At 42.3% G+C, this 3279-nt stretch carries 2 protein-coding genes; both read right to left on the bottom strand.

The window, feature by feature from the left end; translation table 11 throughout:
- Positions 1-2098: glycosyl hydrolase (locus AC1DWN_RS30880; RefSeq protein ID WP_477562686.1), on the bottom strand; the 2098-nt coding region annotated here is incomplete at its 3' end.
- Between the two features lie 52 nt (positions 2099-2150).
- On the bottom strand, positions 2151-3279 hold a 1129-nt coding region (locus tag AC1DWN_RS30875), incomplete at its 5' end, for a hypothetical protein (RefSeq protein WP_477562685.1).

Genomic DNA, 3279 nt, shown 5'->3' with positions numbered 1-3279 from the left:
TGTCCACGCAATAGACAATGCTACCGCATGGATATAAAGTCGTATTGATTTCCAGCCCCCTCCGGGATTCCTTGGCAAAGACAGCTATAATTTCACCTGTTTGCAGATCAAGTTGGCTTAGCTTCCCTCTTACAGGTAATGAAATTTGGATATTAGATGTCGTTTCTCTGCTGGTATTCGTGATGTAATAAAAATAATTTTGCTGATCTTGCCTCGCTTGGATGTAAATATCCCTGACCCCGTGACCTTCCAACTCTTCTACTTTGACTTCTCTAGATAGTATTCTAGATAACATCAATTTAAGCTCGCTATACGTATTGCTAGCTTCGTAGATATTCGATTGCTGCAATAGCGCTTCCCACTCAACAGAGCTTTCTTTACCGTCAATAAGCTTCGGTTTTTSTCCGACAAATACAACCTCTCCACCCTTATCTACAAATTGCTTCAATAGATTAACGGTGTTCATTGACCATGTGAGAGAAGGCGGAACGATTACAACCTTATATTTCCCCCCGCTTGCAATGGTCAAGAAGGCTTCTTCACCTTCATTGATAATTGAAGCGTTATTCTCCATGATAAGCTCATCGCCGAAATCAAAGCCCACTTGACACGACAAGAGATGAACGGTTAGGTCAATGATCTGCTGATCATAATTACCGATATCGAATCGGTGTGTCTTCGTGTACGTCGCCCACAGCGAGCCTATGGGATGAAGAACAAGCGTATCCGCAACATAATGACCTTGAGAACATACCCAGGAGGCTCTGGCAAAATAATCATTCATGAGATGATAATGTTCCCAGTATGGCTGGTGATAGCTGATCGTAGGAGGATAATCCCTCTTTCGATCGCCGACCATCGAATACAGTACAAGATGCTGACAAAGAAATGTGATTCCAAGAACAAAGTTATAGTCCGCCAGCCATTTCTGATCCTCGAAGGTCATACTGTGGCCGCTTACGCCGAATATCTCGCATAAAACCCGCTTTCGGCCGAACTGATGCGCCACACTTGACACCTGTTTCATGGTTAGTGGCGTGGGCACTTGCAGGCTCTGGTCATGATCAGAAATATCTGTAGGAATCGTTAGTTGACGGCAAAGATGATCGATGCCTGGGATGTGCATGAATTCATAATGCGGCATTGATGCGCCTACACTGGTAGCCTGCCTGTACATCGTATCTTCTTCAAAATAATGACCAGTATACTTGAGATTATTATTTCCACAAAACTCATATACTGGTTTCGAGAACGCTTCAATAAATCTCTTCGTTACCGCTTTGAAGTAGCCATACCTGATTTGGTGATAATCACCACAATCATAATAGAGGCTTGGAAGAAAATCGGCAACGTCGTAGCCCTCCAGCGATTTGAAATAGGAGTTAAACTCAGTTGTCCAAGGCATCGTGTTGATTTCCGAGCCAATAAACTGAGGTTCATCCGTAAAAATACCAGGTAAATATTCTCCAAACTCCTCACCTAATTGACTGGCATAAAATTCGTGCGTGACGGATAGAAACCGCTGCACGGCTTCCGGATTCAGCAAGTCCGCATAGGTTGCATTGTTGTACCATGTACTAGGAGCTTGGCTCATCATCTTGAATGCAACCATTTGTACGTGAGGCGGTTGCTGTTCGTTCTCTAATGCAAGCTCAACAATTCTTTCATACCGCTCCGGCTGTTCGCCTTTCATGAACAATTTATATACGCCTACGACATTCCGATCCGCTAAATACGATCCGACATCAGCAGCTTCAATATCGATTTTCAATAAATATTTCGCTCTGAATTCCATATTATCGGCTGTAACAATTCCGCCTGCTGCGCCGCTTGGCCATTTATCCTCGTCATAAAGCCAAGTCTCCATCCCCAGCTTTTGGCCTTCGACGAATGTGCTCTTTACCCGTTCCATCCATTCATCGGAGAGATATGGGGTTTTTAAGCCCACCCTTGAGTGCATGAAATAACCGCCGAAGCCTTGCTTCTTCATCTCTTGGACCTGCCACAAAAGCTCTTCCTCGATAAGAGCGTCATTCCATGACCAGAATGGGGATGGCCTGTATTCTTTCCCTGGATTTCTGAATGCATGTATATTCAATACAGCTAACCTGCCCTTCCTCAAATCACTTGATTTTTCTCGACCTTTCGTTCTATCGTATATTTAATGCATCATCATATTGTTTTTTCAATTCAATCAGTTTTTTTATGCTTTGGTCGAGCCCTCCGCTCCTATTCCTCATTAACCAGTTCTCTTTATATGCATTCGTAATACTCGTTATATCCTCTGTCAGTTCCTCCAATATTACTCTACGCTCTTCCTTATCGTGGCTACCAAGCTTAAACAATCCCAGCTTCGCACCATGTAAGATAAGTCGAATTGCATTTCTGTATTCGGATTCAATAATGTCTGAGTCTTCACATTGCATATCAGCTTTGTCAAGCTCATCTAGCAATGTGCTTACATAATCCCTTACCCCTTCGAAATCCTCCACTCCAAGCGTTGGTAATTTTAGATAATGTAGATCGGTATTCGAGTTCGTCATTTGATCGATGCTTAACGTTCTAAAGATACCAGTTCCAAGATACGCATTCGATCTCTTTTCCTTTAGATAATAGTTTCCTAAATCAATTATGAATTGTGCCATTCTATTGTTATTATCCAAATATACGAACCTATTCAGGTAGGTAGCAATATCAGAATCAATTTCCTTATTCTCATTTACACACCAACTTAATGCCGCCCCATAACAAAACGAGGCATAGCTTGTCGGCAAACATTGCCAGTGTCCACGATCACCCCAATCCGTGTTTAGATACCCAATCGCACCATATTCCTTTCCCAACACGGCTGCGTTAAGCTGGTTAGAAAGTGAATTTTCTGTAAGACCAGTAATGGAATTCCAGCTGCTGGTGCCCGGACAAACATAGAAGGGGATATTAGACTGACTAAATTGCTTGCAGTGCTCAGCAGATGGCCGATCTGCTTCATAACCCCATTCCAGTGCGATAATATCTTTAGGTAGGTATGGGATCAACTCAGGATGATTAATGAGAATGTCCCCCCAAAACATCATCTTCTTACCGCGACGATCTACTAGCTCGTATATTTTCATTAAAAAGTCGTAATAGACTTTCCCCTTACCTATCTTTTCACATAAGTCTTTGCTTTTGCCCTGCCCTAAATCAAAGGTTTCATCACAACCCACATTAAATAATTCTGAAGTGAAATTGGGCAATAAATCATCGTAAGTATTTTCCAATAATTGAATACTCTTTGCA

It is taken from the genome of Paenibacillus sp. P4_A7 (assembly GCF_056402455.1).
This window is presented reverse-complemented; position numbering and strand designations above follow the sequence as displayed.